This is a genomic window from Corynebacterium singulare (genome assembly GCF_000833575.1).
In the GTDB taxonomy this organism is placed as follows: Bacteria; Actinomycetota; Actinomycetes; order Mycobacteriales; family Mycobacteriaceae; genus Corynebacterium; species Corynebacterium singulare.
Genome location: NZ_CP010827.1, coordinates 583,864 through 610,060 on the forward strand (window position 1 = coordinate 583,864; position 26,197 = coordinate 610,060).

At 61.6% G+C, this 26,197-nt stretch carries 22 protein-coding genes; 12 read left to right on the forward strand and 10 right to left on the reverse strand.

Going from position 1 to position 26,197, the window contains the following annotated elements; all coding sequences use genetic code 11:
• Nucleotide 1 precedes the first annotated feature (1 nt).
• The 5 genes from CSING_RS02785 to CSING_RS02805 form a co-directional block, all read right to left on the reverse strand.
• Entirely contained in the window at nt 2-1,030 is a 1,029-nt protein-coding gene (locus tag CSING_RS02785) for an HNH endonuclease signature motif containing protein (RefSeq protein ID WP_052471364.1), read from the reverse strand.
• An 82-nt stretch (nt 1,031-1,112) separates the two neighbouring features.
• Nucleotides 1,113-3,146 (reverse strand): M3 family metallopeptidase, encoded by a 2,034-nt coding sequence (locus tag CSING_RS02790; protein ID WP_042529515.1) that lies wholly within the window; start codon nt 3,144-3,146, stop codon nt 1,113-1,115.
• 11 nt (nt 3,147-3,157) lie between these two features.
• Complete coding sequence (locus CSING_RS02795) at nt 3,158-4,540, reverse strand: PepSY-associated TM helix domain-containing protein (protein ID WP_042529517.1); 1,383 nt, start codon at nt 4,538-4,540, stop codon at nt 3,158-3,160.
• A 312-nt stretch (nt 4,541-4,852) separates the two neighbouring features.
• Nucleotides 4,853-6,331 carry an RNA-binding domain-containing protein gene (locus CSING_RS02800; RefSeq protein ID WP_042529519.1) on the reverse strand — a complete coding sequence of 493 codons (1,479 nt, stop codon included), beginning with the start codon at nt 6,329-6,331 and terminating at the stop codon, nt 4,853-4,855.
• A 179-nt stretch (nt 6,332-6,510) separates the two neighbouring features.
• On the reverse strand, nt 6,511-8,694 hold the full coding sequence (locus CSING_RS02805; protein WP_042529521.1) for an NADP-dependent isocitrate dehydrogenase: 2,184 nt from the start codon (nt 8,692-8,694) through the stop codon (nt 6,511-6,513).
• A gap of 182 nt (nt 8,695-8,876) precedes the next feature.
• Here CSING_RS02805 and CSING_RS02810 point away from each other — a divergent pair, with 182 nt between their 5' ends.
• Genes CSING_RS02810 through CSING_RS02835 form a run of 6 tightly spaced genes read left to right on the forward strand, consistent with a single transcriptional unit; the run spans nt 8,877 to nt 14,251 of the window.
• The gene (locus CSING_RS02810) at nt 8,877-10,118 is read left to right on the forward strand and encodes an MFS transporter (RefSeq protein ID WP_042529523.1); all 1,242 of its coding nucleotides are present in this window, start codon (nt 8,877-8,879) and stop codon (nt 10,116-10,118) included.
• Between the two features lie 10 nt (nt 10,119-10,128).
• Nucleotides 10,129-11,028: an exodeoxyribonuclease III gene (locus CSING_RS02815; RefSeq protein ID WP_042529524.1), complete on the forward strand. Its 900-nt coding sequence runs from the start codon at nt 10,129-10,131 to the stop codon at nt 11,026-11,028.
• A 51-nt stretch (nt 11,029-11,079) separates the two neighbouring features.
• On the forward strand, nt 11,080-11,271 hold the full coding sequence (locus tag CSING_RS02820; RefSeq protein ID WP_042529526.1) for a hypothetical protein: 192 nt from the start codon (nt 11,080-11,082) through the stop codon (nt 11,269-11,271).
• A 46-nt stretch (nt 11,272-11,317) separates the two neighbouring features.
• Nucleotides 11,318-12,352 carry a tryptophan--tRNA ligase gene (trpS, locus tag CSING_RS02825; RefSeq protein WP_042529528.1) on the forward strand — a complete coding sequence of 345 codons (1,035 nt, stop codon included), beginning with the start codon at nt 11,318-11,320 and terminating at the stop codon, nt 12,350-12,352.
• A gap of 53 nt (nt 12,353-12,405) precedes the next feature.
• A complete protein-coding gene (locus CSING_RS02830; RefSeq protein ID WP_042529530.1) occupies nt 12,406-13,488 on the forward strand; it encodes a YhjD/YihY/BrkB family envelope integrity protein in 1,083 nt (360 codons plus the stop codon).
• 4 nt (nt 13,489-13,492) lie between these two features.
• Nucleotides 13,493-14,251: an RDD family protein gene (locus CSING_RS02835; protein WP_042529532.1), complete on the forward strand. Its 759-nt coding sequence runs from the start codon at nt 13,493-13,495 to the stop codon at nt 14,249-14,251.
• Here CSING_RS02835 and CSING_RS02840 read toward each other — a convergent pair.
• Entirely contained in the window at nt 14,220-15,446 is a 1,227-nt protein-coding gene (locus CSING_RS02840) for a D-alanyl-D-alanine carboxypeptidase family protein (protein ID WP_042529534.1), read from the reverse strand. The two genes, CSING_RS02835 and CSING_RS02840, sit on opposite strands and share 32 nt — an antisense overlap.
• 39 nt (nt 15,447-15,485) lie before the next feature.
• On the opposite strand from CSING_RS02840, the gene CSING_RS02845 reads away from it, so the two are divergent.
• A complete protein-coding gene (locus tag CSING_RS02845) occupies nt 15,486-16,328 on the forward strand; it encodes an amidohydrolase family protein (RefSeq protein WP_042529535.1) in 843 nt (280 codons plus the stop codon).
• On the opposite strand, the gene CSING_RS02850 is transcribed toward CSING_RS02845, so the two are convergent.
• The 3 genes from CSING_RS02850 to CSING_RS02860 are packed head-to-tail and all read right to left on the reverse strand — an operon-like array spanning nt 16,325 to nt 18,734.
• A complete protein-coding gene (locus CSING_RS02850) occupies nt 16,325-17,563 on the reverse strand; it encodes a hypothetical protein (protein WP_042529537.1) in 1,239 nt (412 codons plus the stop codon). The genes CSING_RS02845 and CSING_RS02850 overlap by 4 nt on opposite strands.
• An 11-nt stretch (nt 17,564-17,574) precedes the next feature.
• The gene (locus CSING_RS02855) at nt 17,575-18,450 is read right to left on the reverse strand and encodes a C40 family peptidase (protein ID WP_042529538.1); all 876 of its coding nucleotides are present in this window, start codon (nt 18,448-18,450) and stop codon (nt 17,575-17,577) included.
• Nucleotides 18,450-18,734 (reverse strand): hypothetical protein, encoded by a 285-nt coding sequence (locus CSING_RS02860; protein WP_042529540.1) that lies wholly within the window; start codon nt 18,732-18,734, stop codon nt 18,450-18,452. The genes CSING_RS02855 and CSING_RS02860 overlap by 1 nt, the downstream gene beginning before the upstream one ends.
• Before the next feature lie 61 nt (nt 18,735-18,795).
• Here CSING_RS02860 and upp point away from each other — a divergent pair, with 61 nt between their 5' ends.
• The 3 genes from upp (at nt 18,796) to CSING_RS02875 (ending at nt 22,214) form a co-directional block, all read left to right on the forward strand.
• Complete coding sequence (gene upp, locus CSING_RS02865; protein WP_042529542.1) at nt 18,796-19,431, forward strand: uracil phosphoribosyltransferase; 636 nt, start codon at nt 18,796-18,798, stop codon at nt 19,429-19,431.
• 118 nt (nt 19,432-19,549) lie between these two features.
• On the forward strand, nt 19,550-20,731 hold the full coding sequence (locus CSING_RS02870; protein ID WP_042533057.1) for an amidohydrolase: 1,182 nt from the start codon (nt 19,550-19,552) through the stop codon (nt 20,729-20,731).
• A gap of 58 nt (nt 20,732-20,789) precedes the next feature.
• A complete protein-coding gene (locus CSING_RS02875) occupies nt 20,790-22,214 on the forward strand; it encodes an NAD(P)H-quinone dehydrogenase (RefSeq protein ID WP_042529544.1) in 1,425 nt (474 codons plus the stop codon).
• Nucleotides 22,215-22,261: 47 nt separating this feature from the next.
• Here the strand turns inward: CSING_RS02875 and CSING_RS02880 are convergent, their stop codons facing one another.
• Entirely contained in the window at nt 22,262-23,569 is a 1,308-nt protein-coding gene (locus CSING_RS02880) for a short-chain fatty acyl-CoA regulator family protein (RefSeq protein ID WP_042529546.1), read from the reverse strand.
• A gap of 169 nt (nt 23,570-23,738) precedes the next feature.
• On the opposite strand from CSING_RS02880, the gene prpD reads away from it, so the two are divergent.
• Both prpD and prpB read left to right on the forward strand, forming a co-directional pair.
• Entirely contained in the window at nt 23,739-25,250 is a 1,512-nt protein-coding gene (prpD, locus tag CSING_RS02885; RefSeq protein WP_042533058.1) for a 2-methylcitrate dehydratase PrpD, read from the forward strand.
• A complete protein-coding gene (prpB, locus tag CSING_RS02890; RefSeq protein WP_042529548.1) occupies nt 25,251-26,183 on the forward strand; it encodes a methylisocitrate lyase in 933 nt (310 codons plus the stop codon).
• Nucleotides 26,184-26,197 lie beyond the last annotated feature (14 nt).

Sequence of the window (26,197 nt, forward strand, 5' to 3'; positions counted from 1 at the left end):
GTTAGTTGAAGGGGCTGGTGAAGACGGGGGAGGCGTCGTAAGGCGGCAGCCACGCGGTGCGCCCACCGATGCGGTCCATCCGGCCGCGCGTAGGCGGGGCATCGGGGTCATCGTCGTTGACCCCGTTGTGATACGGGCACAGCGGCACCAGGTTGAGGATGTTGGTGGGCCCGCCGCGGGCCCAGGCCACAATATGGTGAATCTGGCACTTCTCGAAAGGCACCTTACAACCCTTCCACGCGCAGCAGGGATTCTCCGCGGCTAGCGCAAGGCGCTGTTTCTCGGTGGCGAAACGCTGCGAACGGAAGACATCGAGCGGGCCGTGTTCGCGGCTGACCGCCACAATGATGCCTTTATCCAGCATGACTTGCTCGATTAACTGCGAACCGGTCATCGTCGCACCATCGGTGGTGCGGACGATAAATTCCTCGCCATCCTTCTCGGTGTTGCCCTTGAGCAGCTCGGCGTAGTCATCAAGCTGCATGACCGCCATAGCAGTCACCTCAGTTTTCACGCCGCCGCCTTCGAGTTGTTCTAAGAAGCTCGCGCCGGGGCGCTCTTGGTCGATGCCCTTAAACACGTCCGTAAGCTCGCGTGAATCTGCCGTCACGGTCAGCGTGGCAAGGCCATTATCGTGCTGGGTAATCTTCGCGCGCTCAGCATACGTGCGGGGCTTGCGCATCTCGCGCAGGCGCTTGCGGGCAACGTTGTCCACCAGCTCCGCACTGGTCTGGCACAGCTCCACGCGCAGGTCCCAAGCCTTATTGTGGTCCCGGACTTTGGCCACGAAAGACTCGATGCGTTGCAAGGTCACTAGGCCATGGCCGCGGCGGCGGGCGGCGTCGGCGGCAATGCGCTGCTTGCGGGTGGAGTTAGTGTGACCGAAGTAGGTGTGGTGGAGGGAGAGGAGAAGGGAGGCGTCGGCAGGCGCGGCGCCGAAGGAAACCAGGTCGGATTCAGACAGGCCCGCGCACTCGGCCACCAAGTCAATGGCCCGGCCGAGTGCGGCGAAGAAGGTCTGAACTCTCATGAACCTCAGCCTAAAAGCGCCCCACCGAGCCAACAAGGGCTAGTTACCGCCGGTGGCGAAAACTGTGGATAACTAGTCCCGACTAAGCGCCCGCCAGACCGCGGCGCTTGAGCAGCGGTGTGACATCCTTGTCGCGGCCGCGGAACTCGCGGTAAGCCTCGGTGAAGTCGCGGGAGGCTCCCTTTGACAGGATGACCTCGCGGAACTTCTGGCCTGCCGCGCGCATATCCGACTGCTCCTTGAACCATTCGAAACCGTCGGCGTCGAGAGCCTCGGCCCAGAGATAGGAGTAGTAGCCCGCGGAATAACCACCCGCAAAGATGTGATTAAAGTACGTCGACCGGTAGCGCGGAGCGATGAGCGGGTTGTCCAAACCGGCCGCGCGCAGAGCCTCAGCCTCGAACTCGGCGACAGCCTCCGGGGTCGCCTCCAGCTTGGCGGCCTCGGCGGCGCTCAGCGAATGCCACGCCAAGTCGATAATGGAGGCCCCCAAGTACTCCGACGTTGCGAAACCCTGGCCGAATTCGGAGGCCGCGCTGACAGCAGCGAGAAGTTCGTCGGGGATGGGCTCACCGGTCTCGACGTGGCGTGCGTACTCCTTGACCAACTGAGGATCGAGGGCCCAGTTCTCGTTGATCTGCGAGGGGAACTCCACCCAGTCACGGGGGACGTTGGTGCCGGCGAAGGTGGGGTAGCGGACGTCGGAAAGCAGGCCATGCAGAGCGTGACCGAACTCGTGGAAGACGGTGCGCACCTCGTCCATGCTGAGCAGCGGCTGCGAACCGTCGGCAGGCTTGGTGATGCCCATGACGTTAACAATGACCGGCTTGCGCTCCAGCAGCCCGGACTGGCCTACGAACTCGCTCATCCAGGCGCCACCGCGCTTGGTGGGACGCCCAAAGTAGTCGGTGAGGAGGAGGCCAATCCCCGTTTCCCCGTGATTGACGTTTCCGTCAATCACCTCCCACACGCGGACGCCCTCCGCGTAGCCGTCGAGGTCATCGCGCGGGGTCGCGGTGATGCCGTAGAGGCGCTCGGCGGCGGCGAAGACGCCTTTTTCCAGGACCTGGTCGAGGGGGAAGTACGTGCGCAGTTCCTCTTCATCGAGGGAGAAGTCGCGGGCGCGGACCTTGGATTCCCAATAGGGCCAGTCGGCGGCGGTGAAGCCTTGGCCGTTGAGCTCGGCTTCTTCGGCGAGGAGTTTCTGTTCACCGGCGGCGTTGGCTGCGGCGGCGGGGGCGAGGTCGTGGAGCATGGAACGGGCGGCGTCGGCAGTCGCGGCGGTTTCCTCGGCGATGACGTAGTCGGCATGTGTGGCGTATCCCAGCAGCTCGGCGCGCTCGGCGCGCAGCTGCACGGCCTCAATGAGGCCCGGGATGTTGTTCTCAGAGCCCCTGCTTGCCGACGCCCCATACAACCTCCCCCTCGCATCCTCCCGCACCAAGCGGCTGAGCTCCGACTGCACGGTGGGCAGCTCCAGTGGGATGACAAAGCCGTCGCGTCCGAGTGCTTCGGCATCGGCCTTGGCGGAGGCGATGCGCTCGGCGGGCAGGCCCTCGAGTTCATCTTCGGTGAAGGACACCGCGCGCTCGCGCGTGGACGCCATGAGGTTGCGGCCGAATTCCTCCGAGAGCGCGGACAGGCGCTGGTTGATCTCGGACAGGCGGGCCTTGCCGGCAGCGTCGAGGTCGGCTCCCTTGCGTTTGAAGGTGCGCAGGAGGTGGTCGTGGAGACGGTGGCCCTCGGGGTCGTCGGCAAGCGGCGTTGCCTCCTTGATGCGCGCGTAGAGCACCTCGTTCTGGTACATCGCGTCATAGTGCGCGGCGAGGCGCGGGTAGAGCTCGGCAGCGATATCCTCCATCTCCTCCGTGACGTCTGTGCCGGAGAGGTTGCCGAAGACAGCCATGACGCGGTCCAAGTCCTGGCCGGAGCGCTCGAGGGCCTCGACGGTATTCTCCCATGTGGGGTCGGCGGGGTTGTCGGTGATGGCGGCGATTTCCGCGCGGTGACGCGCTAGCGCCTCGTCGAAGGCCGGGCGGTAGTGCTCGACGGTGATGTCCGCGAAGGGCGGCAGTTGGTAGGGCAGCGGGGAAGGGCTCAAAAGTGGGTTAGTCATAAGTGACCAATCTACCCCACTCGTGTGACGGTTTTCACTAAATCGCTGTGTCGTGACGCTGGCTTGCGATGCATAAGGATGACATCAAGAACGAGGAACGCGGCCAACGTGATACCCAGCAGCGGCAGGAAGACACCGACGGTGGCTGCGAACAGCGCACCTAGTGCCGTGGTGGCCCAGGAGAAGCGTGACGTTGGAACAAAGCATGGGCGGCGCTTGAACCACATGTAATAGCCCAAGATCACGAGGGCGGCGATAGCCAGCCCCAGCGCGAACAATGCAATCTGCAGCGGCAGGCCGAACATGATGCCCATGTGCAGGTAGATGCCCCAGCTGCTGAGCTTGCTAAACAACGGCAGGCTGGAGAAGGGCTGGCGGTCGATGACCTCGCCGGTGGAGCCGTCGACGGACACCTCGTCAGAGGTCGTGCGCCACTCTACCCAGCGTTCGCTGACCTGCCAGGCGGAGTGGGCGTCTTCCGGCGGGTACAGGCGCAGGGGGCCGGTCAGCCCTTCGGCACGGCCGGTGCGGAGGACTCGCTCAGCTTCAGCAGCCACGCCAGCGCTTTCCGACGCCCCGCTCATGTGCCCACCATGTCCCTCATGACCTTCGTGTCCGGTGTGCTCATGTGCTTCGGGGGTTGCACCGGGCACGGTGGTCTCGATGGGCGTGGCTTTCCAGTGCATACGTTCCACGAGGGAGTTGACATTCTCGCCCGCCAAGCCCGACCAGGTGATGCCAGTAGCAGACAGTCCGAGCAAGCCGATAAATATCCAGGCTCCGATGGTGGAGTGTAGGCGCGTAGCCTTCGAACGTGCGGAGCGCTTCGGCTGCTGTTGCGTGGACTTCGCGGTTGCCTTGTTCTTGGGGCGGCGGCGAATCCACCACATGTAGAGCCCTCCGCAGGCCATGACCCACAGCCAGGAGGCAGCCAGCTCGGAGTAGAGCTTACCCACCTTGCCCAGGTGGAAGCTTTCGTGCAGGGAAGAAATCCAGCGGCGCAGCGGCATCTCACCCAGACCGGAGTAAGTGGGGTAGTCCCCGATAACGTCAGCGTTGGCGGGGTTGATAAAGACGGTTCGCTGGAGGCTTTCATCAATCCCCGGGTCACTAACCAGCACGCGGGTGGAGTCCGTGGGGGTCGTAGCGGGCCACACCTGGGAGACGGGCATATCCGGGTGCTCGTGTTGCGCGGCCTGGATTTGCTCCTCCAAGCTCACGGGTTGCTCGACCGCCGGAACGGTCATGACGTCGCGGTACACCACCTTCTCCAGGGAAGGTGCCACGGCATAAAGACAACCGGTCAGGGCCGCGATGAGGATGAAGGGGCCGACGAACATGCCGCCATAAAAGTGAATGCGCTGAATGAAGGATCGCAGAGCCGTCCGACTCATATGTAGTGCTCTTTCAGGGTCTAGGGGTAAAGGGCCCCTGCTAAACGTTCGCGGGACGCTCAGTAGGGGCGATGGACAGGCGCTGATATCAACTGCACTAGTAGTCGGAGGCGATGGTTTCTCGGTTCCCGAAAATTGAAAAACTTTTTAACTAACTGGGTTCCTCGGTGTTCAAAGGATGAAAACGCGCGAAGTAAGGAGCGAGAAGCAAGAAACAGTCTAGAAAAAGTTCTCGCAGCTCAATGGGTAAAAATAGCGCCCACATGTGGTGTCGAGAGCCGGTTTGTGGCTAATGAAGCAAGAAAGCGGTTCCTAATTGCTCCAGAACGGAACATAACGCAATGACCGCGGGCCTGCGCTGGGATCGTAAGGGTGGATGAGGCCTTCCTCGACGGTGGCAGCAAGCAGGCGAGTGGCCTGAGCCGCTTGCGAGTCTCTCAGCCCGAAGCGCTGACGGATCGACGAATTGTTAACGGGAAGGTTCTCGAGGAAGCGAAGGCAAGCATGTTGATATACGGCTTGGGTCTTTTCCTCCATAGTCATCAGCGCGAATGGGCGGTAGGCGCTGAGGGACACTGTGGTACTTCCGTTGGCGCGGATGAGAGCAGGTGGGAAATGCTCCGCTTCGAGTGAAGAAACGATCTTGTCCCAGCCGCTTCCTCGCTGTTCGACGAAGTGTGCCAGGCGCAAAGCCTCGCCAAGATAGGTATTGCGGGTGGTGGAAGCCGAGTCAATGAACCTTTGGGGATCGATGAGAGGGGTACCAGGGTTGGTTACTGCGACTCGATCGCTGAAAATCTCTACGGTCAAGAATCGGCCACGTTGCTCGAGATCCTGGTGCATGAGCGCATTTGCTAGGACCTCGCGGAAGGCTACCGTTGGTAGCAGTGGAGTTGCCACGCGCTTGCCGCTGGAATCAATATGTTCGCCGCCTGGGCGAATGGTGTTGAAAAGCGTGACTATGTGAGTGAAGGAAGATGCGTATCCTTCAGTGAATTCCCATTCACGTTCTACATCGGTGCGCGAGGTGCCTTTGAAATGCATGACGCGGGGAGCACGCTCGCGCAGCTCTGGAAAGTCCTGAAGGGAACGTGCGTACATGAGCGCGGACCATGCCGGAATATGCCAGCCTTGCTCGTGTGAGTAGGAGATGGCCTTAGCGGTTCGTAGCGTATCGATCAGGGCATCGCCGGTCGTGCGAGGGAGCTCTGGTCGGTTGAGGAAGAAGGCTTCGGGATCAAGAAGTTCGGTGATTGATTCGGGCTCAAGGTTCTCAGCAACTACAGTGTTTTCAAATTCGAACTGGTTGAGTTTCTGCCAGAGCTGACGTTCTTCATTGGGAAAATCCATGAGATTCTTGACATAGCTGCCCTTGCGAAAATAACGCTTTTCGTCGAAAGAATACGGGGAAGACAAGGCAGCTGGTATACGCAGAAGTACAACAAGGTGCCCATCAACCGTTACCTCGTCGAAGGTCAGATCAGGTGCTGGACTAATGACGCGGTTGAGCCAGGGGAGTAGGTCTTCGTTGCCTTTCCCTTTTGCGCGTTGCCAGTTAAGCGACGTCCCAACGACTTCGTGGTCATCGTTTACTCCCCATATGAGGTATCCCGCTGGTTCATCGTGCAGACGCGCCGAGTTGCCTAAAGCGCAGGCATACTTTGCAATCTCCGAGCCAGAGGAAAGCCCGTTTACCTTGAATTCGAGCCACGGTAGCTCAGCAGGAAGTGCTGTAAACCGTTTTATGCGGGCAACAAGCTGTTCCTCGGGCGCAGAATTGATGGGAGTCATGCTTAGAGTATGCGCGAGAAGCAAGAAACAGTCAAGAAAAAGTTCTCGCAGCTCAACGGGTAAAAATAGCGCCCGAATCTGTGGTTTCGGGCCGGTTTGCGGCTAATGAAGCAAGAAAAGACCGCCTCGAACTCCAGGGAGGAGACGAAGCGGTCTTTTGTTAAGCGCCTAGCGCCGAATTACTTCTTCAGGCCGTCAATGATCTCGTTGAAGGCAGCGACCGGGCGCATGACCTCGGCCAGCTTCTCCTCGTTCGGGGCGTAGTAGCCGCCGAGGTCGACGGGGGAGCCTTGGACGTCGAGAAGCGCCTGCTCAATCTCGCCGGCCTTGGCCTCCAGGGCCTCAGCGACCGGCTTGAAGGCCTCGGCCAGCTCGGCGTCGTCAGTCTGTGCAGCCAGCTCCTTGGCCCAGTTGAGGGTCAGGAAGAAGTGGGAGCCGCGGTTGTCGTTCTCGCCCACCTTGCGGGACGGGGACTTGCCCTCATCCAGAAGGGTCTCGGTGGCCTTGTCCAAGGCAGCTGCCAGGACGCCGGCCTTGGCGTTGCCGTTGGTGTTGTGCTCGTGACGGAAGGACTCAGCCAGGGCCAGGAACTCACCGAGGGAGTCCCAGCGCAGGTGGTTCTCCTCCTGAACCTGCTGGACGTGCTTCGGGGCGGAGCCGCCGGCACCGGTCTCGAACAGGCCGCCGCCCGCCATGAGCGGAACCACGGACAGCATCTTGGCAGAGGTACCCAGCTCGAGGATGGGGAAGAGGTCGGTGTTGTAGTCACGCAGAACGTTACCGGTGACGGAGATGGTGTCCTCGCCCTTGCGGATGCGCTCGATAGAGGTCTTGGTAGCGGTGACCGGGTCCTCGATGGAGATGTCCAGGCCCTCGGTGTCGTGGTCAGCCAGGTACTTCTTGACCAGCTCGATGAGGTTGGCGTCGTGGCCGCGCTCCGGGTCGAGCCAGAAGATGGTCTTCATGCCGGACAGGCGGGCACGGTTGACAGCCAGCTTGACCCAGTCCTGGATCGGGGCGTCCTTGGTCTGGCAGGCGCGCCAGATGTCGCCTTCCTCGACGTCGTGGGAGATGAGAGCCTCACCCTTGGAGTTGCGGACCTCAACGGTGCCGGCAGCCGGAACCTTGAAGGTCTTGTTGTGGGAGCCGTACTCCTCAGCCTTCTGGGCCATGAGGCCGACGTTCGGCACGGTACCCATGGTGGTCGGGTCAAAAGCGCCGTTGGCCTTGCAATCCTCAATAACAGCCTGGTACACGCCGGCGTAGGAGGAATCCGGGATAACGGCGAGGGTGTCCTGCTCCTCATCGTTCTTGTTCCACATGTGGCCGGAGGTGCGGATCATAGCCGGCATGGAGGCGTCAATGATGACGTCGGACGGCACGTGCAGGTTGGTGATTCCCTTGTGGGAGTTGACCATGGCGAGGTCGGGGCCGTCGGCAAGCGCAGCGTCGAACGCAGCCTTGATCTCAGCACCGTTGTCGAGCTTCTCCAGGCCCTCATAAATAGCGCCGAGGCCGTTCTCACCGTTGAGGCCAGCAGCCTCGAGCTCCTCGCCGTACTTCTCAAAGACGTCAGCGAAGAAGGCGCGAACAACGTGGCCGAAGATAATCGGGTCGGAGACCTTCATCATGGTGGCCTTGAGGTGAGCGGAGAAAAGAACGCCCTCCTCCTTAGCGCGGGCAACCTGCGCCTTGAGGAACTCATCAAGAGCCTTGGCAGACATGAAGGTGCCGTCGATGACCTCGCCGGCAAGGACCGGCAGCTTCTCCAGCAGGGTCTGCTCGCCCTCAGCGGTCTTCAGAACGATAGAGAGGGTGTCCTCCTCCGGCATAATGACGGACTTCTCGTTGTGGCGGAAGTCATCTGCCTCCATGGTCGCTACGTTGGTCTTGGACTCAGCGGACCATGCGCCCATCTTGTGTGGGTTCTTCTTGGCAAAGTTCTTGACCGCAATCGGGGCGCGGCGATCGGAGTTACCCTCACGCAGAACCGGGTTCACGGCGGAGCCCTTCACGGCGTCGTACTTCTCCTGCGCCTCCTCGTACTCGGGGAGGTCGAAGCCAGCGGCCTGCAGCTCAGCAATGGCCTTCTTCAGCTGCACGAGGGAAGCGGAGATGTTCGGCAGCTTAATGATGTTCGCTTCCGGGGTCTTGGCCAGGTCACCCAGCTCAGCTAGGGCATCAGACACCTTCTTGTCGCCCAAGCGCTCCGGGAACTGGGCCAAGATGCGGCCAGCCAGGGAGATGTCGCGGGTTTCCACCTCAATGCCCGCGGTGGAGGCGAAGGCCTCCACGACCGGCTTGAAAGAGTAGGTCGCCAGCAGTGGCGCCTCGTCGGTGCGGGTCCAAATGATCTTAGCCATGGTTCTCCTCTATAAGTTGAAAACTGTTCAACCTCACAGGATACCTGTCTTGTTATCCCCGCGTGGCGGCCCCCCTGTGACTCGTGCCACCCGTGGGGGAGAGCTGTGTGCTTTGCACGGCCACCCCGTCTGGGCTTACCGCCCCAGCGGGGAAAGGACTAAGGTCTGCCCACGTGAAACCGATGAAGCCCGCCACGCGTATACAGCGCCGCCCCGTGCCCCGACAAACAGAGATCTCGTCCTCGCGCCGCACCATCGTCATGATTGCTATGGCTTTGGGTGCCTTCGCCATTGGTACGACGGAGTTCACGTCGATGGGCCTGCTGCCGCTCATTGCGGATGATTTCGGGATTACGGAAGATAGGGCGTCGGTAGTCATCTCCGTTTACGCGCTCGGTGTCGTCGTAGGCGCACCGGTCATCGCAGCGTTGACGGGCAAACTTCCGCGCCGTCGCCTGATTATCCTGCTCATCGGCTTCCTTCTCGTGGGAAACCTGCTCACCGCGCTCGCGCCGAATTACGGCGTGCTCCTCGCGGCCCGTTTCATTGCCGGTTTGCCGCATGGCGCGTACTTTTCCGTGGCAAATCTGGCGGCGGTGTCGATGGCGCCGCCGGGCCGGCAAGGTTTTGCCATGTCGATGGTGGGCATGGGCCTCTCCGTCGCTACCGTGATCGGTGTGCCCGCAGCCCAAGCACTAGGCCAGGGGTTAGGTTGGCACGCGGCGTACTTCCTTGTCGTGGCCATCGCGGCGCTGACGATGGTGCTGCTGTTCTTCCTCTTCCCCCACATGACGCGCATGCCGCAGACGGACATGTTTACGGAGCTGGGCGCGCTGAAGAACAGTCAGGTCCTGCTGACCGTCTTCCTCGGCACCGTGGGCTTTGGTGGCATGTTTGCTGTCTACACCTACATCACGTGGACCATGACGGAGGTCGCCGGCATGGATCCGAACCTCACGTGGATAGTGCTTATGGCCTATGGCATCGGCATGACCACCGGAAACGTCGCCGGCGGCTGGTTGGCGGACCGCAACCTAGAATTCGGTATCATCTTCGCCCTCATCTGCATGGTCGGCGTCTCCGTGACCTTCTACTTCGCGGCGCACAGTGCGTGGGCCGGGACGATTGTCTTCGGCATCCTCGCCTTCTTCGGCTCCATTCTCGTGCCGTCGCTGCAGCTGCGCTTGGTCAACGTGGCAGGCGATGCCCAAACCTTGGCCGCAGCGCTCAACCAGTCCGCCCTCAACATTGCGAATGCGGCGGGCGCGGCTATTGGAGGCGTCGTCGTCGGCGCGGGATACTCCTATAACTCCACTGCACTCGCGGGTGCTGGTCTGGCCGTTGCGGGTTGTCTGACCTGGTTCGTTACCCAGTGGGACAAGCGCCGCCTGGCCCCTTCCGTGAAGATTATTGAACACAGTTAGACTGACCGGTATGAGTTTCACCATCGCCTCCGTCAACGTCAACGGCATCCGCGCGGCCTGCAAACAGCGCAACGAGGACAACCCCGGCATGAATGCGTGGCTAGAGACCACGCCTGCCGATGTCGTCCTCATGCAGGAAGTGCGCGCCACCCCCGAGCAGACGCAGAAGGCCCTGGCCCCGGCCTTGGAAGCGGGATGGAACTTGGTGCAGGCCGAATCCGCCGCGAAGGGTCGTGCGGGTGTGGGCATCCTATCGAAGCATGCGCTTGGCGACGTCTCCGTGGGCTTCGGCTCCTTCGCCGAATCCGGCCGCTTCATCGCCGCGACTGTGGAAGGCGTGCGCGTGGCGTCGCTGTACTTGCCCTCCGGCGACACCGATTCCCCGAAGCAGGATGAGAAGTACCTCTTTCTGGATGAGTTCTCCGAGGTGCTCGATGAGATGGCCGCGGCTCACGCCGAGGCCGTCATTGGTGGTGACTGGAATATCTGCCACCGCGCCCAGGATTTGAAGAACAACAAGCCCAACGAGAAGAAGTCCGGGCACCTTCCGGAGGAACGTGCTTTCATGGACCGCGTCTTCGGCTCCTTCCCAGATGATGAGCCACAGGAAAAGAAGGGGCTCGGGGACTGGCTTGGCGTGGTGGACTATGAGGCGAAGACCGCCTGGGAGGCGGCGGCGGACCCGCAGTGGTTTGACGTCGCCAGGCGCCTGCACCCAGAAGCAGAGGGGCCCTACACCTGGTGGACGTACCGTGGCCAGGCTTTTAATAACGATGCTGGTTGGCGCATCGATTACCAGGCGGCCACGAAGGCCATGCTTGAGCGCGCTCAGCGCACCTGGGTGGAGAAGGCGCCAACCGTGGAGCAGCGCTGGTCTGACCATTCCCCGCTCCTGGTCGAGTACAAGTAGTGGTACGATAATTCCGAATTAAGACAGCTTTCTATTTCGCAGGAGATGCTCATGACCCGCGCACTCATCTACTTCGTCCTCGGCGCTATTCTGCTTGCCCTGGGTATCTGGTGGTGGACCATCGTTGGCCCGTCCTTCGCGTTCCTCGGCCCGATCATCGTTCAGGGCATCGGTGGCGCGTTCATCGTGGCTGGCTTTGCTACCGTGATGGACATTGTGAGCCCGACCTCCCGCAAGATTTAAGGCCGCAACGCCGCGCGGAGGCGGCGGCAGAGTAGAGTGGTCAACCATGACTGACTCCACTTCTGCATCGTCCTCCGCATCCCGAGTCCTTTCGGGAATCCAGCCCACGGCGGATTCCTACCACCTGGGCAATTACCTCGGAGCTCTCAAGCAGTGGATTGACCTGCAGGAGAGCTACGAGGCTTTTTATTTCATCCCGGACCTGCACGCCATCACGGTGGAGCAGAACCCGGAGGAGCTGCGCCACCGCACCATCGCGGGCGCCGCGCAGCTCATCGCTCTGGGTATTGACCCGGCGAAATCCACCCTTTTTGTCCAGTCCCACGTGCCCGCGCACGCGGAGCTGACCTGGGTGCTGCAGTGTCTGACTGGTTTCGGTGAGGCCTCCCGCATGACCCAGTTCAAGGACAAGTCCGCCAAGCAGGGCCAGGACCGCACCACGGTGGGGCTGTTTACTTATCCCATGCTTATGGCCGCGGATATCCTTCTTTACTCCCCGCACTATGTGCCGGTGGGCGAAGATCAGCGCCAGCATCTCGAGCTCACCCGCAACCTGGCGGAGCGCTTTAACAACAAGTACGGCGAGGTCTTCCGCGTGCCGGAACCTTTCATTCCGGAAGGCTCGGCCAAGATTTATGACCTGCAGGAGCCGACCTCCAAGATGTCGAAGTCGGGCACGAACCCGAAGGGCTTGGTGAATCTTCTCGACGCCCCCAAAACCTCCGCGAAGCGCATCAAGTCCGCGGTGACCGATGACCTCGGCGTTGTGGCCTTTGACCGTGAGAAGCAGCCGGGAGTGTCCAACCTGCTGGCCATCCAGTCCGCACTGACTGGCGAGGCTATCGACGCCCTCGTGGAGAAATACGCCGGCCAGGGCTACGGTCACCTCAAGGTGGATACTGCCGAAGCGCTGGAGGCCTTCACCACCCCGCTCAAGGCACGCTATGACGAACTCATGGAAGATCGCGGCGAGCTGGAGCGCATCCTTGCTCAGGGTGCGGAGCGAGCCACGGAGATTGCGACCCCGCTCGTGGACAAGGTCTACGAGGCGGTTGGGTTCCTCCCCGCGCGCCGCGGCTGAGTTGGTTAGCATATGAAGGACGTTTAACTAACAACATAAAAAGGGGTGTGCCTGTGGCACCAACGACACGCACTGATGAGAAGAAGACTGATGAATACGGCATCGAGCGCGCGCATGCTGATGATCCAGGTGCGGTAGATAAAGTCCGTGAGAAGTCTGGCTTCATCGACCACATCATGAAGATGCTGGATCGCTATGGCAGCCAGGGCGGCAACCAGTTTGCCGCGGGTATTACCTACTTTTCGGTTCTGGCCATCTTCCCGATTTTCATGCTCGTGGTCGCTGGCGCAGCCACGGTGCTGGCTAACCGCCCGGACCTTATGCAGCAGCTTGAGGAGCAGATTGCGAATTCCGTGTCGGGTGACCTCGGAGATTCCATCACGGAGCTGCTAAAGACGGCCATTGACCAGCGCGGTGCAATGTACGGCATTGGTGGTTTGACCACGCTGTGGTCCGGCCTAGGCTGGATGAACAACCTGCGCATCGGTATTTCCGCGATGTGGAACCAGGACCCAAATGATGCTCCGGGTAACTTCGTGACGAAGAAGCTCAGCGATCTACTCGGGCTCATTGGCCTGCTCATCGCCCTAGTTATCGCCTTTGGCGTGACGGCGGCCGGTTCCTCCGGCCTGACCCAGAAGGTCTTCGAGTGGGTCGGCATTGAGTCCTTCCCCGGGATGGACGCGGTGATTGTTCTGGCCGGTATCGTCATCGGTCTCATCGCCAATTTCCTTGTTTTCTGGTGGATGGTTGCCTTCCTGCCGCGCACCAAGGTTCCCACCAAGTCGGGCCTGAAAGGTGCGCTCATCGGCGCTGTAATCTTTGAGGTTCTCAAACAGCTCTCCACCGTCGTTATGTCTTCGGCAGCCGGCAACCCGGCAGGTGCCGTCTTCGGCCCGGTGATCGTCCTCATGGTGGTCATGTACCTGGTCTGGCGCGTGGTCCTCTACGTGTCTGCGTGGACCGCAACGACCGAAGAATCCCTGGAGCTGCTCGAGCCGCCGGTGCCGGATCAGGCGGTTATCCACGTCCGCAACGAAATCAAGAAGGGCCCGAACACGGGCGTGACCTTGGGTGCTGGTGCTGCCCTCGGTGCAGCCGCCGCCGGTGCCGTGGCCCTGCTGCGTCGAAAGTAGGCCCGTGCTTCCCACAACGCCCGCTCCGAACCTCTACACTCACTTCACCCTGGACCCGCGTGCGACGTCGCGCGAGCTTAGCGTGCAACTCGCGGCTGCCGACGCCCACCTCGAAGGCACCGGCTTCGTCCCCGAGGACCCCGAACGACAGGAACTCGCCGTCGCCGCGCGAATTCTGACGGAACCTTCTTCCCGCGCGACCTACGATCAAGGCCTCGAACGTGGAAACCAACCCACATGGGCCCAGCTGGAACAGTTTGCTGAGACTGGGCGCTGGGCCATGGAGCCGGAAGTCGACTCTGCTCGTCCCATGGGTGCAACCGCGAGAGGCAGCGATACTGCGCAACGCGCTACCCCCGGCAACCGCGTCCTCATGGCGATCATCGATTACTTCTTCGCTGCTCTGATGGTGTCCTTTATCGTGAGCATCAGCTTTATCGATCCTGACTCGCACAGCATGTGGATCGTCAGCATTTCTAGCCTCTTCACTGTGGCCTACTATCTTTTCTTCGAGGTGTACGCCGGTGCGACGCCGGCAAAGCTCATCGGCGGCTACACCGTCCGTGATATCACGACCCACGAGAAGCTCACGTGGTCGCAGAGCATCAAACGCAACTGGTGGCGCGTTGCCTCCCTCGTGCCGCTCCTTGGCCCGCTGATTGCGTTCTTTGGAGCCCTGTACGTGGTGACCACGATTGGCCCGAAGAATGCGCTGCGTGGTCAGCACGACATCATGGCTCACGCCGAAGTAGTGAAAAAGTAGCCACCGCGATGACCAGTAGGGCAACGAGCCCTGCCACCACCCAACCGATCCAGCCCTGCGAGTCCTCGAAGGATGAGCGGGGCTGCGCCGTTTCCGGGGCCTCTGCGGGGGTCGGAGGAGCAGGGGTAGGAACTTCTGTTGTTTCCTCCGCCGCTTGAGCTGAAAATTCCTCGAGCTGTCCTACGCCTTCGCCGGGGGCGACGTCGGAGGATTCGTCGAGAAGCATCTGCGCCTGCTCCCACGCCCGGAAGCCATGTTCGACGGTGGTATCCAGAATGACCGCTTGCAGGCGCCGCCCGCCGCGATTGACCGCACCGACGAACGTGTGGTGCGCGTCCTCGGTGTAGCCCGTCTTGCCACCGATGCCATCCGGATCATTGAGAAAAAGCCCGTTGTCATTCCAGAGCTCGTATCCAGGCATGTCACCCCAACCGGGGAAGTCCACGTGTTCAGTGTCGACGATGCGCGCAAATGTGTCATTGGCAAAGGCTGCGCGGTAGATGAGTGAGATGTCCGCCGCGGAGGTCGACATTCCCGCGGCATCCAGCCCGGAATAGCTCGCTGCGACAGTTGAGCGCGTTCCAATCTCCCGGGCTTTCTCGTTCACCTTGTCCAGAGCTGCAACATCCCCGCCGACGGCCTGCGCTAAGGCATGCGCGGCATCGTTGCCGGACGCCATGAGCAAGCCCTCCAGCAACTGCTCCACGGTGTATTCACCATCCGGTCCAATGCCCACGGCAGAGCCTTCAACGGATGCGTCTTCCACCGTGGCCGTGATGCGCTGGTCAAGCGGTAATTCATCAATGACTACAAGTGCGAGCAGCGCCTTGATAATGGATGCAGGGCGGTATCGGCCGTTGGGATCTTTCATCGCGATGACTTCGCCGGTGTCAAGATCACTGACCATCCACGCCGAGGCAACGACGTCCTTGTTGACCCTGAAACCGCGCGGTGCGGTGACACCACATGCGGCCCCTTCCACCGCGGGCAGGGGAGTGGGAGTGGCTTGGCCGGGGGCGAGTTCCTCAGAGGTCGTGTTCGGCTCACCGGGTTTGAGGGAGTGCGGGCAGGAATCGGTGTCTGGCGCGGTGGTGCGTGTGATTGATGAGGACGCGTCCGTTTCGGATTCCTCCGCGAGCGCTGGTGGGGCAGCGGTGAGTGCGAGGACTGCGAGGAGCGTGGGGACATGTTTCATGATGTGCTTAATCCTAGACCCCGCCCTAGGATAAGTCCCATGCATGACGCACCTTTAATTAGCCCCGAAAACAAAGACTCCGGCGCTGAGATTTTCGCCAGCCTGCCCAAGGTCACGCTGCTCGCACCGCTGCCAACGGATGCCTCATCCCCGGAGGAGCTGCGCGAGGCGACCCGCTCTGTTGTGCAGGCGCTTGCCGACGACCACGTGGTCTACGCCGAGCTCCGCCTCATCACCGAGGCCTTCCCCTTCGCGGCTGCCGATGCGATTGCTGCTGCTTCGGATGGCCTCGCAGTGCCGGGCATCGATGCACGTCTTGTTGTTGACGGCGATGCCTCCGACAAGGCTGCCGGTGTTGTTCTCACCGATCTCACGAAGGCTGCTGCCCTTCGGGAAGAGTTCATCCCTTGGGAATACGACGCGACTTCGTACGAGGATGCCGTGGACGCTGTGAAAGCGGGCGCTACCCGCCTCGTCCATGCGACGGACCTTGTGGACGATTTCAGCGCCGACCTCGACGGTGTGCGCCCAGGTAAGGCTTCGGCGTGGGTACGTGATCGCCACATCGCTCTGATTTTTGCCCCGCTTGAGGAGCTCCCTGCCGAGGAGCTTCCGGACCACCCCTTGCCGTTGCTTCAGCAGCTGGGGTTCACGTGCACTGTGGCGGGCGACAAGCTCAGCGACGTATTCCTCGCACTCAGCGAAACCTTCGGCTACGGCCTCGAAGAGTTCTTTGACCTGACGATCAAGGCCGTTGAAAACTCCTTCGCCAGCGAGGAGGACCGCCAGCGCCTCATCGAGCAGGAAATCCTGCCGGCCTATGAGAAGCTCGCGGATCCGGAGTTTGCTGAAGACGCGGAGAGTGACGAGGAGACTGACTAGAAGCGCGAGAAGCGCTTTGTGAGCATCTCCTCCAAGCCTTTCCAGGACTCTGCGTGCTCGGTGTACGGCTTGGAGGGAACGTAACCTGCGTGCTCGGTGGAGCCCAGCATGTAGCCCAAGTAATCCTGGAAGCGTGGGTTCTGAAGCATGTAGGAGTTGATGGAATCATCGCCGGACCAGTCGGCGGCATCGGCGCAGATTTCGTAGCAGCGGCTCATCTGGTCGGTGTCTACGGCCTCCGGGCCCTTTTCGATGTCACGGATGATGCCGTTGAAGGTGTACTGGTTATCCGGGTGAACGGTGACCTCCAACTCGCCAGCGTTGGCGGCGGCAACCACCTCTTCCCACGTGGAAACCTTGGCTAGGTCGTGGTCATCGTTTTCCATGATCCAGCGCACGAGCACCTTGGAGGTGGGGAAGGTAAAGATCTCGCCCCACTTGCCCAAGAACACAGGCTTGCCATCGAGGTAGGTACGCAGCGTGTAGACCGACTTTTGATTAGCGGTGATCTTGACCGGGTCAATACCAGCGGCAGCCCACGGGGAGCTGTCGTACGGATCGGCGGCAGCTGCAGCAGCCTTGCGTTCTTCTTCGGCCTTCTTGCGGGCCTCGGCCGCCGCCTCCGTCGCCGCGGAAATGCGGGTGGCGGCATCCGTCGTTGCATCCTGGCTAAAGTCTGCTGACGGAACGACCTTGACCACCTTGTCAAGGTCCTCAATAACGCCACGCCAGTTTGCGTGAATAACGCTGCCGACACCGGACCACTCGCTCATGCCCTGTTCGCCGGCGTAATGGTCTGCGCCGCGGGCCGGATTGCGCAGGATGGAGTGGGAAGCGAAGAAGATCACGGTGTGCTCTGCGGCGGAAACCTCCGCCAGTGCGCGAGCAATTTCCAGGTTGCGTGCTACCGAGGACACGTTCTCGTGGCTGGGGCGTCCAGCCAGGAACTTTGGCACTCCGACGAGGTCATAGACGTGCTTCTTCTCCGGCACGACGCGGTCTGCCGGCTGGGAGTTAAACACATCCCACTTCGGGTGGTCGAGCAAGTCATGCTTCTTGCCGGACTCGAGGAAGCAGAGCATTTCGGCTTCGGTGTGGAAGAGGAGGACGGAGTCATCATCGCCAAGAAAGGCTTGCCACTCGGAACCGTTCTGACGCCACTTCGGCGCCCACAGGGTGTAGAAATCGCCCTCAGACAGGGAGAGCTGGACGGGGACAATCGCGCGGGTATTCATGGGGAAACAGTCTACCCTGTTGGCCTCCAGAAGCCTTTGAAAGCCATCCCCATATTGTTCGTGCGCAGTGGGCCGGTTTGAACAGGGCTGCCTGCTTCCACGATCTGGCCATTGCCGGAATACATGGCCACATGCCCATCCCACACCACAAGATCGCCGGGCTGAAGGTCCTCAGCACTCACCTGCCTGCCCACCGCTTGGCTCTCGGCAGTGCGGGGAAGCTCTACCCCAGCCTGACGCCACGCCCACTGTGTAAGGCCAGAGCAGTCAAAGCTGCCATTACCGGTTCCTCCCCAACCATAGGGCGTTCCTACCTGTGACAATGCCGCCTGCGCTGCGGCCTGCCCCTGCTCAGAACCACCCTCAGCAGCAGGTGCGCGCAGCGCGTGACGGGCCACGCTCACCTCACCGGCATCATGATCATTCCGCCCGCGCACTGAAGGGCGAACCGCACGTTGACCAATAGGCACGAGCGGTGCAGCAGCTCGAAGCAACTCGCCAGCGAGACGCTTCACACGCAGCATGGCTTTGCTCACGTACTCCATCGCTAGGGCATGCAAGGCAGAACGTGCTGCGGCTTGTGCTGCCGGATTCGGAATGAGCAACCCGAGAGCGAGTGGAATGCCTCGCTGCACTAACTCGAAACCCAACCCCACGAGATCCCGGATGGTTGCTGAAATCAAGTTCCGCGCTGAACCTAGCGTTGAGTGCACGGTGGAAATGTCCTCACTGGCCTGGCGGGCGACAGCGAAAAGCGCACTAGGATCGCCGTGTGCAATCTCAGCCAAGGGGCCCGCTGCGGTGAGATCTGGCACAGTAGGCAAGCTCACGTCGGGAAGCTGCGCGGGCTGCAGGCGCGCGATCTGCGCGATCGCTGACTCCAACATCACAGACCCCCGCACGCGCTCGCGAGGGCATGGTCGGCGTCCTCGGCTTCACGGGCCATAAGGAAGCTAGACTCCGCGACCGCCACTGCATCGGCCCTGACCTGGGTAAGCCGTGCGGAGAGGTTCTCCACGGCGGCAGCTAAAGCACTGGTAAAGCCCTCCAAGGCAGGGTCGTTCGGCAGTTCCGGAGGGGGAGTGGGGGAGGCCTGGGAGGCGTCGACAAGCTCGTGCGCCAAGCGGCGCGCATGTTCTGTGTCAATGGAAAAGGTCGTGAAGTCAGTCATGTCCTATTAGACTGCCGAACCCGCCGATCGGTTCCCTCCCAACTCTTATACAGTGGTGGGCATGGATATCCACGTTGTAGACCACCCTCTCGCCACGTCCCGCCTCACGCTCATGCGTGATGCCCGCAGCGACAACGCAGCATTCCGCGCCGCCCTGCGCGACCTCGGCGCCATGCTCGTCTACGAGGCGGCCCGAGACCTGCCCGTCGAGCACTTCGACTGTGCTACTCCTGTCTCCACTGCAGACGGCACCCGCCTGCAGGATCCACCCATCATTGTGCCCATTATCCGCGCTGGCCTGGGCATGGTTGACCCGGCCCTGTCTATGATTCCGGATGCCCAGGTGGGCTTCATTGGTATGGCCCGTGATGAAACCACGCACCAACCAGTCCCGTACCTTGAGGCTCTGCCGCAGGATCTCAGCGGCCGCAGCGTCTTCGTAGTGGACCCCATGCTGGCCACTGGTGGCTCCCTCCTGCACTCTCTCAAGTTGCTGGCGGACCGCGGTGCCACAGACATCACGGCGATCTGCATGGTTTCCGCGCAGCCAGGTGTTGATGCACTGGCCAACTCCGGCCTGCCGGTGCGCCTTGTCACTGCGGCTATTGACCCCTCGCTCAACGATGACGCGTACATCGTTCCGGGGTTGGGTGATGCCGGTGACCGCCTGTATGGCCCGCGCAATATCGACCTCTAGGAGCGAGCCGGGCAACTCCAGACCGCTCAGTATATCTGGCAGCTGACCTGCCCGACTAACTGAACCGCATGGTCTAGTTGTAGACTCTTCCCCATAGAAAACCATGGAGGAGGACGCAGTGATCTCGGAATACGTGAGTGAGTGGTTCACAAACCACCGCGCGGAGGTCATCGCGTGGCGCCGTCATATTCACCGCCACCCGGAGACTTCCAACAACGAAGTGGAAACTACTCGTTTCCTTGCCCGTACCCTCCGCGAATACGGCCTTGAGCCGCAACTTTTTCCCGAAACGGGCCTCATGGTGGACATCGGGCCTGACACGGAGCTTGGTCGCCTCGCATTCCGTGCTGACATTGATGCGCTTCCCGTCACTGAAGTTACTGGTCTCGAATACACCTCTGAGGTACCTGGTGTCATGCATGCGTGCGGGCACGATATCCACACGACCATCGCGTTGGCCACCGCGTGTGCGTTGGCTGATTTCCACCGTGAGCACGACCTCGATTGTGGAATTCGCGTGATTTTCCAACCTGCCGAGGAAGTATGGGTGGGCGGTGCCACCGATGTCATTGAGTGGGGAGCCCTCGAGGGCGTGAACTCCATCTTTGCCGTCCACGTGGAGCCGAAACTGCGCGTCGGCCGTATTGGCGTGCGTGCAGGTGCCATTACGTCCGCGACTGACGTTGTAGAAATCAACGTCACTGGTCCGGGTGGGCACACGTCGCGCCCACACTTGTCGGCGGATGTTGTCTACGCCTTGGGCAAGCTTCTTACAGATCTGCCGGGGCTGCTCTCGCGCCGTGTTGACCCTCGTACTGGCACAGTCCTTGTGTTCGGCCAGGTCAATTCCGGCTATGCCCCGAACGCGATCCCGGAGACGGGCTCGGTATCCGGCACCATGCGCACGGCGGATATTGGAATTTGGCGTGAAATGCAGACCCTCTTCGCGGAGCTTGTGGACCAGGTCCTTGCGCCGCTCGGGGTTGAGCATGAGTTGGTCTATCACCGCGGGGTTCCGCCTGTGCTTAACGACGACGTCTCCACCGCCCTCCTTGCCAGCGCCGCCCAGGCCATTGATCCCCAGGCTGTCGTCCAGGCCCCGCAGTCGTCGGGCGGCGAGGATTTCTCGTGGTACCTGGAAAAGGTTCCAGGTTCCATGGCCCGCCTTGGTTGTTGGTCAGGTGAAGGTGAGCAGCATGATCTCCACATGGGAGATTTGGCTCCGGATGAGCGCGCTATTGGTGTCGGTGTGAAACTCTTCGGTTCCGTGGCTGAGCAGTTTGCCAACGTGGAGGATTAGGCCCCCAACCATTACACTGTGACACGGATTTCCCAGAAATTTTATAGAAGGAGCGACAGTGTCACAGGAAGCCCCCCGCATCGTAATCATCGGCGGTGGCCCCGCAGGCTACGAGGCTGCGACCGCCGGCGCTAAGTATGGCGCGGACATTACGTTGGTTGAGGAGCAGGGCCCCGGTGGCTCCTCCGTACTTTTGGACTGCGTTCCTTCGAAGTCCTTTATTGCCGGCGCTAATCTCCGCACTGACTTCCGCCGCGCCGATGACATGGGCCTGAACAACCAGCTCAGCTCGCTTCAGCTTAACCTGCAGGCGCTTAACGGCCGTGTGCAGGCACTGGCGGGCAACCAGTCGCAGGACGTTCGCGTGGGTCTAGAGAAGATCGGCGTCAAGGTGATCGACGGCCGTGCAGCTTTCTCTGAGGACCAGCATGGCGTTAAAGGTGCTGCTCACCGCATCGATGTGAAACACAACGATGGAACCACTGAGACCCTCGATGCGGATCTCGTTCTTGTCGCTACCGGTGCCACTCCGCGTATCCTTCCGGGTGCGCAGCCTGATGGTGAGCGCATCCTCACGTGGCAGCAGGTCTACGACCTGAAGGAGGAACCGGAGCACCTCATTGTGGTCGGTTCTGGTGTCACGGGTGCCGAGTTCGTCTCTGCTTTCGCCGAGATGGGCGTGCGCGTGACCATGGTGGCCTCCCGTGACCGCATCCTGCCGCATGATGACGCCGATGCTGCTGACGTCCTTGAGACCGTCCTGGCTGAGCGCGGCGTTGAGCTGGAGAAGAACTGCCGCGTGGAAACTGTCTCCCGCACTGAGGACGGCAATGTGGTGGTCAAGACCCAGGATGGCCGTGAGATTCACGGCTCCCACGTCATCATGTCGATCGGTTCCATCCCGAACACCAAGGACCTGGGGCTTGAGCACGTCGGCGTGGCCACCACCAAGTCCGGCCACATCGAGGTCGACCGCGTCTCCCGCACCAACGTCGCCGGCATCTATGCCGCCGGTGACTGCTCCGACTTGTTCCCGCTGGCCTCCGTTGCCGCGATGCAGGGCCGTATCGCCATGTACCACTCGCTGGGTGAAGGCGTGTCTCCGCTGCGTCTGAAGACCGTTGCCACCGCCGTGTTTACCCGCCCGGAGATTGCTGCCGTGGGCTTTACCCAGGCAGAGATCGAGGCTGGCGAGGTTGCTGCCCGCACCATCATGATGCCGCTGAGCACCAACCCGCGCGCCAAGATGCGCTCCCTGCAGCACGGCTTTGTCAAGCTCTTCTGCCGCGCTACGTCCGGCCGCGTCATTGGTGGCGTTGTCGTCGCCCCCACCGCTTCTGAGCTCATCCTGCCCATCGCTGTGGCCGTGACCAACCAGCTCACGGTGAACCAATTGGCGGACTCCTTCGCGGTTTACCCGTCCCTGTCCGGCACCATCACGGAAGCGGCCCGCCGCCTCGTTGCCCACGACGACTTGGAGTAGCGCGCCATACCTTCACTAGGTCTTCGAGTGTCCCGTGGTGCTTCTCTCTAGCTGGTGGCGTAGGCCGACTCTGGAGAGGTATTGAGGTCGAGGCTTACGGGTCTTCCGGCCTGAGGGAAGGCGCGCTGTGGGCATGCGGGCCGTGGGCAGGCGGCACAGCCGGGGCCGATGGGGGTTGCCTCGGACGGCGAGTGGTTAAGCGCGTCGGCGTAGACGACGCGATCGGCCTGAGAAATATCGCAGCCGAGGCCCACGACGAATTCCTTGCGCGGAGTGCCCCAGGCCTGCGCTTGGCCTTGGACGAAGCGCGCGATCCACAGGTAGGTGTGGTCATCGGGCATCGAGGCCACTTGGCGCGTGATGCGGTTGGGGGTTTCGAAGGCTCGGTGCACGACCCACAGGGGGCAGGAGCCGCCGCTGCGGGCGAAGTGAAAGGCGGTAGAGGAGTGTCGCTTGGAAATGTTGCCCGCACGGTCGGTTCGGATGAAGGAGAAGGGGACACCGCGGTGGCCGGGGCGCTGTAACGTCGACAAGCGCTGCGCCGTGGTTTCGAAGCCAGTTCCAAATGCGTTGGCGATGACGTCAATGTCATAGCGCGTTTCTTCCGCAGTGGTGAGGAACTGCGTGTAGGGCATGGTCACGGCGGCAGCAAAGTACTGGGCAAGGCCGAGGGTGCCGATGGTGCGTGCTTCGGCAGTAGGGAGCTCAGCTACGAGCTCAGCGCAGTGCTCTGGGTAAGCCAGGAGGCAGTACTGGAGTGCCATCTCAAAGACGAGTTGGGCCTCGGAAAGGCCGGCCCGAAGGTGGAGCTCGCGGTTGTGGAAGGTGCGACGTCGCGGGGAAGGCGAGGAAAAACGCGTGGTGACCCCGAAGTCCTCTTGGAGGAGCGAGGCGAGGCGCCCCCGGCGTAGGACGCGGTCACCAAGGCTCTCTGCTAGTTCTTCAGCGGCAATATCGAGGCTGTGGACGTAGTTGTGAGCATCGTAGAAGAAGTCACGCACAGACTCGAAGGAGCTGGTTTCGGCGGGGGTGTGGGCGGCAGCGGCAACAAGCCGGGGCAGAAGTTCAGGGAAGCGGCCGCTGAGATCGGTCAGGGTGGCTTCGGAGGCTTCGGGGAAAAGCTGGCGCAGCTCGGCAAGTGCGCGGAGGTCACGGTCTCCTGCGAAATAGGTCGGGTCCACGTCGAAGCGCTGGGTGAGCTGCATGAGGACGGTGACGGTGAGTGGGCGCTGGTCGTTTTCCAGCTGGTTGAGATAGCTCGTGGACAGGCCGAGTTGTTTGGCCATGGCGGCCTGGGTGAGGTCACGTTCCTTGCGCAGTGCGTGGATTCTCGCCCCCGCGTAGTGCTTCGTCATGCTCCTATTCCTCCCAGAACCCGTTCTGAACTCGGCGTTCCACAATATTTGCACGTAACGCAAATACGTGCAACAGATATACGCAGTTTACACATGTGGCGGGCCACACGGAACGCGAATTAATGTGATGGCTATCGCACTCAAAGTAGTCGCCCAAGAGGAGAACACGTTGATTAACCACGAAGTACGGACCCGCAAGTCCGCTGAGAATTTCCCCATCGAAGAACACCTCGCCCACAAGATTGCTAAGGTAGCCGCCGATCCGGTCGAGGTTCCGGCCGAGACCACCGAGATGATCATTAACCGCATCATCGACAACGCCAGTGTTGCTGTGGCCTCAGCTACGCGCCGTCCCGTGACCTCGGCGCGAGTGATTGCGCAGGCCCATGAGACGTCGGAAAGCGGCGCCACCATCTTCGGAGTGGACGGTACCTACTCCGCCGAGTGGGCAGCACTGGCGAACGGCACTGCTGTTCGCGAGCTGGATTACCATGACACCTTCCTCGCCGCTGACTACTCCCACCCGGGTGATAACATCCCGCCGATTCTCGCCGTGGCTCAGCACAAGGGCCTGACCGGCAAGGACCTCATCCGCGGCATCGCCACCGGCTACGAAATTCAGGTCAACCTGGTCAAGGGCATCTGCCTCCACGAATGGAAGATTGACCACGTGGCGCACCTGGGCCCGTCCGTGGCAGCCGGTATTGGCACCATGCTGAATCTCGACGTCGAGACCATCTACCAGGCCATCGGCCAGGCGCTGCACACCACCACTGCTACCCGCCAGTCCCGCAAGGGCCTCATTTCCTCCTGGAAGGCCTACGCCCCGGCCTTCGCTGGCAAGATGGGCATCGAAGCCGTCGACCGCTCTATGCGTGGCGAGGGTGCACCGGCCCCTATCTGGGAAGGTGAGGACGGCTTCATCGCGTGGATGTTGCACTCCCCAAAACACACCTACACCGTTCCGCTTCCGGCGGAGGGTGAGGAAAAGCGCGCCATCTTGGACACCTATACCAAGGAGCACTCTGCGGAGTACCAGGCACAGGCCCCGATTGATATGGCCTTCGCGTTAAAGAAGACACTGGCTGACAAGGGCCTGAAGACCGAGGATATCGAGTCCATCGTCCTCCACACCTCGCACCACACGCACTACGTCATCGGCACCGGTGCTAATGACCCGCAGAAGATGGATCCGAACGCCTCCCGTGAGACCCTGGACCACTCCATCATGTACATCTTCGCCGTGGCCCTTCAGGACGGCGAGTGGGATTACGAGACCTCCTACTCTGATGAGCGCAAGCACCGCCAGGACACCATCGAGCTGTGGCACAAGATTTCCACCGTTGAGGACCCGGAGTGGACCCGCCGCTACCACTCCACCAACCTGGAGGAGAAGGCTTTCGGTGGCAAGGCCGTCATCACCTTCAAGGATGGCACCGTGGTGGAGGATGAGCGCGCGGTGGCCGACGCCCACCCGCTCGGCGCCCGCCCCTTCGGCCGCGAGGAGTACATCAACAAGTTCAAGAAGCTCGCCGCTGGCAAGGTCTCGGAGGAGGAGCAGGAGCGCTTCCTCAAGGCTGCGCAGGACCTGGAGAACCTCACGGACCTCAGTGAGCTCAACGTTCGCCTCACCGACGAAGCCATCGCCACCGCACCCGAGACCCCGAAGGGACTGTTCTAAATGGCTGGCCTGTTTGGTTCCACTATCAGCAATGCAGACAAGCGCAAGAGCTTCCGCGACGCGCTGAACGCACCAGAAATCACCACGCTGCCGGGCGCCTTCAACCCGCTGACCGCGCGCCTCATCCAGGATCTCGGTAGCTTCGGCGGCGTCTACGTCTCCGGAGCGGTGCTGGCTAACGACCTGGGTCTCCCGGACATTGGACTGACCACGTTGACCGAGGTAGCGCAGCGCGCCGGGCACATCGCCCGCGCCACGGATTTGCCGGTGCTTGTCGACGCCGACACCGGCTTCGGCGAACCCATGTCCGCCGCCCGCACCGTCGCCGCGCTGGAGGACGCCGGCCTGGCCGGCTGCCACCTCGAAGACCAAGTCAACCCGAAGCGCTGTGGCCACCTCGATGGCAAGGAAGTGGTGCCGACGGATCTCATGGTTCGCCGCATCACCGCCGCCGTCAACGAGCGCCGCGATGAGAACTTCATCATCTGTGCCCGCACGGATGCCGCCGGCATCCACGGCATTGATGACGCCATCGAGCGCGCCAAGGCCTACGCCGATGCCGGCGCAGACCTCATCTTCACCGAGGCTCTGTACTCGCCCGAGGACTTCGAAAAGTTCCGCGCCGCCGTGGATACCCCACTGCTGGCCAACATGACGGAGTTCGGCAAGACCGAGCTGCTGTCGGCTAAGCGCATTGAAGACTTGGGCTACAACGCCGTCATCTGGCCGGTGTCCACCCTGCGCGTGGCCATGGGCGCTACCGAAGACTTCCTTCGCGACATGCAGAAAACCGGCCTGCAATCCGAGGAATGGCTCGAGCGCATGCAACACCGCTCCCGCCTTTACGAGCTTGTTCGTTACGACGAGTACAACGCCTTCGACCAGAGCGTGTTCACGTACTCCAAGGACAGCTACAAGCCCACTTTTGACTAATACCCCCGGCCTAG